Below are 8187 nucleotides of genomic sequence, written 5' to 3' on the forward strand. Positions count from 1 at the left end.
GAATGATGAATGAAATGATAGACGGAATTGTCCGGTTCATTAGATTCAACGCTTTTTCCTCGAAAGCAATGAAATTGGTTGCATGGCAGGTCTTCTGACTTGTTCCTGTTGCGAGCGCCTTCCCGGAAATTCTTCTTCCAGTGGCTAAAAGTAGGTTGCTTGCAACATAATATAGAACTTACAGCAGCGGGACTGTTCAGGATTTACACCTGATTCCCTTTTAATCGCTTTCCCCGTGTGAGGTCTGCGAACCAATGCGCGACAAAGATAGGTAGTTTATTTGTTTTTTGCAAGGAGTTATGGATGTAATAACAGATATTTTTCAACAGCTTGTGCGGTAATGGCTTTTTAAGTGGTTTATCTCTCTTTTGCCAATGTAAATACAAATTCCAGTCCGCCTCCCTGATTATTTTTCGCAGAGATACTTCCCCCGTGAATGATAACCGCATTCTTTACAATGGCCAATCCCAATCCTGTCCCGCCTAATTTCCGTGACCGTCCTTTGTCTACCCGGTAGAAGCGTTCAAAGAGTCGGTTCAGATGTTCGGGTGACACACCCACACCGGTATCGGCAAAGCTGAAATAGTAGAAACCTTCATCTTCGCGGAAACAGTTTATATTGATTTGGATATTTGTTCCGGCGTATGCAATGGCATTATCCATCAGATTGCGGAATATGGAATAAATCAGCGAATAATTTCCTTTGATTTGTATGCTCTTCTTTAAGGAATTGACAACCGTGATATGCTTCTCATCCAGTTCCAGCGCAACCTCATTGATAATATTGCCCACCAATAAGCTGATATCCACCCGTTCCATATCAATCATGTTGGCAGCTTCGTCCATGCGGGTTAGTACGGATATATCCCGCAGCAACCGGCTCAGTCGGTTACTTTGGGCATAGCAACGTTCCAGAAAAACATTTATTTTCTCACGTGGGATATTCTCGTTGCTGACAATCGTCTCCAGATACCCTTGAATACTGCTGACAGGAGTTTTCAATTCGTGGGCTATGTTCTGTGTCAATTGCCGTTTCAAGTTTATCTGTTCTTCTTCCTGAGTGACATCATTGATCGAAATCTCAAAGCTGGCATCTTGAAAGATGATACATTCCACGATAAAGGTTCGTCCGTTTTTATTGATTGTGATAGACATTCTCTTTTCATCTTTTCCTCCCGAACGCTGTCTTTGGTTCTTGTTGATGAAGTGGATGATCTCTTTCAGTTCGCTGATAGCAAAGACTTCTTCCGTAGTTTCCAGGTTGGAGTCTGAAATCAGATTACTGTATTGGGTAAAGAGGTTGTTGACCAGAATCTCCTTTTTGTCTTTTGTAAATACTCCCAGTCCTTCATGTGAGATCTGGAGATGGGTGATCAATTTCTCACGTTCGATGTAAAGTGCCTCTTTGGTCTCGTGCAGCCGCTTGTATATTTGTATGATATGTTGTGATATTTCCCCCAGTTCGTTATGTGGGAAAGCTGATTGCATAGCCATTTCGATAGGCTCGTTCCGGTCGGCACGCATGGCGAACTCGCGAAGCTGGTTGATGGAAGTTCCCAATTTATTCGTGAACTTATAGAAAATAATCATCAGCAACAGAGTCACAATGACCGTAAACCATAAATAGTGCGGGTCGGCTTTCAGATTGTTGATGAGGCTGACATTATAAGGTAGAGCCGAACGGACAATATAATCTTTGTAACGTGTAGCCGAATAAAAATAGGGGACACCGGTCGTCTCGGAAGTACGCCGTACGTCATATCCATTTCCCTGTTTCAGCGCCTTTTGTACTTCCGGACGGTCTAAATGGTTCTCCATCTGCCCGTTGTGGTTCGAATAACTGTCGTAAAGCACATTTCCGTCTATATCAATAAGAGTTACACGTAAATCTTCCAGAATATGGTTGTTGATATAACCGGTGATAATTGAACTGTCCGGCGATTGCCTGCTCAACTGTTCATAGAGCCGGCTGTTGTAATCCTGTAATTTTGTGTTCAGCAATTCCACCTTATATTCCCGCTCACGTTGATACTGATACGCGATAAAGCAAACGGCAAATACCAGAAACAGTGAAATGACCGAGAGAAAAAGCTTTCGGCTGAAAGAGAGGAAATGTTTTTGAGTTACAGGCAGATTCATAGGGAGTAGTTATTACGCTTCAAAACAGTATCCATATCCGAGACGAGTGACGATGCACTTGCCGTATATTCCTATCTTCTTGCGCAGACGGGTGATATTTACGTCAATAGTACGGTCGAGTACATATACCTCGTCGCTCCAGATACGGGCCAGAATATCTTCACGTGAAAATACCCGTCCTTTATTCTGTACCAACAGAAGCAATATTTCAAATTCTTTTTTAGTCAACGGCACTTCTTCTTCGTCGATACTTACCTTCTTTTTCGTGATATCAATGACGAGCGTCTGGTAAGTAAGCCGTTCGGGAACTCTTTCTGTTTCCGCTGCAGCCGTGCGTCTCAATACAGCTTTTACACGGGCAATGACTTCCCGCAGCGAAAATGGCTTTGAGATATAATCATCCGCGCCTAGATTGAAGCCGGTCACGGTGTCGTTCTCAGTATCTTTGGCTGTGATAAAGATGATAGGTACTTTTGCTGTTTTCTTGTCCTTTTTCAGCATGTTCGCCATTTTGAATCCGGAGATTTCCCCCATCATCACATCGAGAAGAATTAGCTGATAACTACAAATATCCAGCTTCAAAGCCTCTTCGGCGGAGTTTGCGGTATCCACCTCGTAACCTTCATTTTCAAGATTGAATTTCAGAATCTCGCAGAGGTCTTCTTCATCGTCGACAACTAGAATACGGGTTTCATTCATAAGCTATATGTATTAATATGACAAAGTTACGTTTTTATTTTATTTGATGCAAAGATGAGGATACTTTGTTACGGTCAGATGAAACAGATATTACAATCTTGTTACATTCCTCCCAATCCTGCGGATAGAATAAAATATCGAAGTTTTTGCGGGCTATAAGAGGAAAAAACGTTTGCTATTTGTTATCTTTGTTAGCGAGAAAAGATAGAGATGTTTGATTAATAGATACTACAAACGATGATAAAAGTTGACTTGAAACGACATAGACGCGAAGTGATTGGCGCGGTTATTGTGTTGCTGCTTTTGCTTGGCGGAGTGTCCGTCTTTAAATATACCACGTTCAATCCCGGTTTTGAGATTGTTGATGATTTAGGAGGAAATATCTTTCCTTCGGCTATTCTTTCCGTAGCCACAACCGATGCGCAAGTCATTATCCCGTCGGATTCCACCAGTTTGGGAAATCCGAAATCCTGCATTGCCATTCGGGTAAAGTCGCGGGCGGCATATAGCCGGGTAAGGATTGAGGTGGCTGAAACTCCTTTCTTCTCCCGCTCCGTCTCAGAGTTTATTCTGAACAAACCACGAACGGAATATACGATTTATCCGGATATAATCTGGAATTATGAAGCATTGAAGAACAACCTTCAGGCGGAACCCGTGAGCGTTGCCGTGACAGTGGAGATGAACGGAAAAGAATTGGGACAGCGGGTGCGTACATTTTCCGTGCGCAGTGTCAATGAATGTCTGTTGGGCTATGTGGCGAACGGGACCAAGTTTCATGATACCGGTATTTTCTTTGCCGCCTACGTCAACGAAGAGAATCCAATGATCGATCAGTTGCTTCGTGAGGCGTTGAATACCCGCATTGTGAATCGCTTTCTCGGTTATCAAAGCAAGGCTAAAGAAGCCGTAGACAAGCAGGTGTATGCGCTTTGGAATATATTGCAGAAGCGGAATTTCCGTTACAGTTCGGTTTCCAATACCAGTCTTTCGAGCAATGTCGTGTTCTCTCAGCGTGTCCGTACGTTCGATGATGCGCTGGAATCTTCACAGATTAACTGTGTGGATGGTAGCGTGCTGTTTGCCTCCTTGCTTCGTGCCATCAATATCGATCCTATCCTGGTACGTACGCCGGGACATATGTTTGTAGGCTATTATACCGACAATTCGCATACCGATATGAACTTCCTGGAAACGACGATGATCGGTGATGTCGATCTGGATGATTTCTTTCCCGATGAACAACTGGATTCTACGATGGTAGGCAAATCACAGAACGAGATGTCATTGCTGACTTTCGAGAAATCAAAGCAATATGCCAATAAAAAGTATAAGGAGAACGAAGAAGGTATTCATTCCGGAAAGTTGAACTATATGTTTTTAGAAATCTCCAAAGAAGTACGCCGGAAAATACAGCCGATAGGAAAATAATTCGTATTTTTGCCAAGTAATCAAATGTAGAAAAAGAATGCAAGGCAAGAAATTTATCTCTCCCGGAGCATGGTTTTCGATGAACTATCCTTCGGACTGGAACGAGTTTGAGGATGGCGAAGGCTCTTTTCTCTTCTATAATCCCGATGTGTGGTCGGGTAATTTTCGTATATCCGCATTCAAAGGTAAAGCTGGTTATGGCAAAGAAGCCATCCGGCAGGAACTGAAAGAGAACGATTCGGCTTCGTTGGTGAAGGTCGGGGCGTTGGAGTGTGCGTATAGCAAAGAGATGTTCCAGGAAGAAGGAACTTACTATACATCCCATGTATGGATTACAGGCATTGACGATATTGCTTTCGAATGCTCGTTTACCGTACCTAAAGGTGGCACGGTGCAAGAAGCCGAAGAAGTCATTGCTACGTTGGAGATACGTAAGGAAGGACAGAAGTATCCGGCCGAGTTGATTCCCGTCCGCCTTTCCGAAATCTATCAGATTAATGAAGGATATGAATGGACGGTATCTACCGTGAAGCAGGAATTGAAGAAAGATTTTCAAGGAACGGAAGATGACCTCGAAAAACTCCAGCAGATGATTGACAACGGTAAGATCGGTCCGAAGAAAAAAGACGAGTGGCTGGCTATCGGTATTACGATCTGCACGATCCTTGCCAATGAAGTGGACGGTATGGAATGGAAGACATTGATTGACGGCAACCGGGAAGCGCCGGTTCTTCAATATAAGAACGGCATTATCGACCCGATGAAACTGACATGGAGCAGAATAAAGGCCGGAGAATCTTGCAACGTCATAGAAACTTATAAGTCTGCGCTCACTGCCGACTAACCTTAATCGCTAACTCCTAATCACTTACTTACGTGACAGTACCTTATTTACAGATAGATAACCTGACCAAGTCCTTCGGTGACTTGGTCCTTTTTGAAAATATATCTTTTGGCATTGCTGAGGGGCAGCGTGTCGGATTAATAGCAAAGAACGGCAGCGGAAAGACTACGCTGCTGAATATCATCGCCGGAAAAGAGGGCTATGATAGTGGAAGCATTGTTTTCAGACGCGACCTTCGGGTGGATTATCTGGAGCAGGACCCGCAGTATCCCGAAGAATTAACCGTGCTGGAAGCCTGTTTCCATCATGGCAACAGTACCGTTGAACTGATAAAAGAATACGAGCGTTGTATGGAAACGGAAGGACATCCGGGACTGGAGGATCTTTTGGTTCGTATGGACCATGAGAAAGCGTGGGAGTATGAGCAGAAAGCGAAGCAAATCCTTTCGCAACTTAAGATTCGTAACTTTGACCAAAAGGTGAAGCAGCTTTCCGGTGGGCAATTGAAGCGTGTAGCTTTGGCAAATGCACTGATTACCGAACCGGAGCTGTTGATTCTTGACGAGCCTACCAACCATTTGGATCTGGATATGACCGAATGGCTCGAAGATTATCTTCGCCGTACCAATCTCAGTCTGCTGATGGTGACTCACGACCGTTATTTCCTCGACCGTGTCTGTTCGGAAATTATCGAAATAGACAATCGGCAAGTGTATCAATATAAAGGAAATTATAGCTATTACCTCGAAAAGCGACAGGAACGGATAGACGCTAAAAGTGTGGAAATAGAACGAGCCAACAACCTTTACCGTACGGAACTCGACTGGATGCGCCGAATGCCGCAAGCGCGCGGACACAAAGCCCGTTACCGTGAGGAGGCTTTCTACGAATTGGAGAAAGTGGCGAAACAACGGCTCCGCAACGATAACGTAAAGCTGGAAGTGAAAGCATCGTATATAGGAAGTAAGATATTCGAAGCCGACCATTTGTTCAAGAGTTTCGGGGATTTAAAGATTCTGGATGATTTCTCCTATATCTTTTCCCGTTATGAGAAGATGGGGATTGTGGGAAACAACGGAACTGGCAAATCGACTTTCATCAAAATATTGATGGGACAGGTACAGCCTGATAGCGGTACGGTGGATATTGGTGAAACGGTTCGTTTCGGTTATTACTCGCAGGACGGACTCCAGTTTGACGAGCAAATGAAAGTGATTGACGTGATACAGGATATTGCCGAAGTCATAGAGCTGGGAAATGGGAAAAAGTTGACCGCTTCGCAATTTCTGCAACATTTCCTGTTCACTCCCGAGACCCAGCACAGCTATGTCTATAAACTGAGTGGAGGCGAACGCCGCCGCCTGTATTTGTGCACTGTCTTGATGCGCAATCCTAATTTCCTTGTGCTGGATGAACCGACCAACGATCTTGATATTATTACGCTGAATGTGCTTGAAGAGTATCTTCAGAACTTCAAAGGTTGTGTGATTGTGGTTTCCCACGACCGTTATTTTATGGATAAGGTCGTAGACCACTTGATGGTTTTCAACGGACAGGGAGATATTCGCGATTTTCCCGGCAATTATAGTGATTACCGTGATTGGAAAGAAGTAAAAGCGCAAAAGGAGAAAGAAGCCGAAAAGCCGCAAGAGGAAAAGACTGCCCGTGTCCGTCTGAACGACAAGCGTAAGATGAGTTTCAAGGAGAAGCGCGAATTTGAACAATTAGAGAAAGATATAGCCGAACTGGAATCCGAAAAGGCGCAGATTGAGGAGCTTCTTTGTAGTGGTACCCTTTCTGTTGACGAACTGACGGAGAAATCGAAACGTTTGCCCGAAGTGAATGATCTGATCGACGAGAAAACAATGCGTTGGCTGGAACTCAGTGAGATAGAAAGCTAAGCAATGTCGATAGTAAGAAAAAATGAATAACCGGTATAACTTGAATAACCCTTGAATAAACCGAAGAGATGACAAACTTGACTAATTATCATAGCCATTGTCTGTATTGCGACGGACGAGCCAATATGGAAGATTTCATTCGTTTTGCCATTAGTGAAGGTTTTTCTTCATACGGCATTTCCTCTCATGCTCCGCTTCCATTCTCTACTGCATGGACGATGGAGTGGGATCGGATGGATGATTATCTTTCCGAATTTTCCCGGCTTAAAGCAAAGTATGCTGATGAGATAGAATTGGCTGTCGGCCTTGAAATAGACTATCTGAATGAGGAAAGTAATCCTTCGTTGTCGCGTTTCCAAGAATTGCCTCTTGACTATTGCATCGGTTCCGTCCACATGCTGTACTCTCCGGAAGGAAAGGTGGTAGATATTGATACTCCGGCAGATCATTTTCGTGAATTGGTTGATGCGCATTTTGGTGGTGATCTTGATTTCGTTGTCCGCCTATATTATAAGAATCTGCTCCGTATGGTGGAGTTGGGTGGTTTCGACATCGTAGGTCATGCCGATAAAATGCACTATAACGCTTCCTGCTATCGTCCGGGTTTGCTGGATGAAGCATGGTATGATACGTTGGTTCGTGATTACTTTGCGGCGATTGCCGAGCGCGGTTATATTGTGGAAATCAATACCAAGTCTTATCACGAACTGGGTACGTTCTATCCGAATGAACGTTATTTCTCTTTCCTAAAGGAATTGGGTATTCGGGTGCAGGTGAACAGTGATGCGCATTATCCGGAACGGATTAATAATGGACGTGCCGAAGCATTGGCTGCTTTGAAAAAGGCAGGTTTCACGTCGGTAGTGGAGTGGCACGGCGGAAAGTGGGAAGACAAGGAAATTCTGTAAATAACATATAACAAAAACAGGACAGCCGTTTCAAGTAGGGATATTCAGTAAATGTTCCTCTTTCTAAAAAATCAAGAGAAAAGCTTTGCTTTACGTGAGCTTTTCTCTTGATTTTTTTCGTTCAACTCTCCCAGTCTTCTATCTTTTTTGTAGAATATTGTTTACATATTCTTGTTTTTTCCTTCCCACCCATGCATTATGTACATGTCTTTTTTAGGGGAAGTTAAAACCTCTCCTGTTTTTCCTGTTATTTTAGTCAGATTAT

At 43.7% G+C, this 8187-nt stretch carries 6 protein-coding genes and 1 riboswitch; of the genes, 4 read left to right on the plus strand and 2 right to left on the minus strand.

Features of this window, described 5'->3' with window-relative positions:
* Positions 1–67: 67 nt before the first annotated feature.
* A riboswitch (cobalamin riboswitch) is annotated at positions 68–271 on the minus strand.
* Between the two features lie 86 nt (positions 272–357).
* Positions 358–2139 (minus strand): ATP-binding protein, encoded by a 1782-nt coding sequence (locus tag BACFIN_RS15735; RefSeq protein WP_007749695.1) that lies wholly within the window; start codon positions 2137–2139, stop codon positions 358–360.
* Between the two features lie 12 nt (positions 2140–2151).
* Positions 2152–2838: a response regulator transcription factor gene (locus tag BACFIN_RS15730; protein ID WP_007749698.1), complete on the minus strand. Its 687-nt coding sequence runs from the start codon at positions 2836–2838 to the stop codon at positions 2152–2154.
* Positions 2839–3075: 237 nt separating this feature from the next.
* Between BACFIN_RS15730 and BACFIN_RS15725 the strand changes: the two genes are divergently transcribed.
* From BACFIN_RS15725 to BACFIN_RS15710, 4 genes are all read left to right on the plus strand, one after another.
* On the plus strand, positions 3076–4269 hold the full coding sequence (locus tag BACFIN_RS15725; RefSeq protein WP_007749709.1) for a hypothetical protein: 1194 nt from the start codon (positions 3076–3078) through the stop codon (positions 4267–4269).
* A 37-nt stretch (positions 4270–4306) separates the two neighbouring features.
* Positions 4307–5113, plus strand: a complete 807-nt coding sequence (locus BACFIN_RS15720; RefSeq protein WP_007749711.1) for a DUF3805 domain-containing protein — start codon at positions 4307–4309, stop codon at positions 5111–5113.
* Positions 5114–5145: 32 nt separating this feature from the next.
* Positions 5146–7014 carry an ABC-F family ATP-binding cassette domain-containing protein gene (locus tag BACFIN_RS15715; RefSeq protein ID WP_007749712.1) on the plus strand — a complete coding sequence of 623 codons (1869 nt, stop codon included), beginning with the start codon at positions 5146–5148 and terminating at the stop codon, positions 7012–7014.
* A 68-nt stretch (positions 7015–7082) separates the two neighbouring features.
* On the plus strand, positions 7083–7922 hold the full coding sequence (locus BACFIN_RS15710) for a histidinol-phosphatase (RefSeq protein WP_032839202.1): 840 nt from the start codon (positions 7083–7085) through the stop codon (positions 7920–7922).
* Positions 7923–8187: the final 265 nt, after the last annotated feature.

The organism is Bacteroides finegoldii DSM 17565 (assembly GCF_000156195.1).
GTDB lineage: Bacteria > Bacteroidota > Bacteroidia > Bacteroidales > Bacteroidaceae > Bacteroides > Bacteroides finegoldii.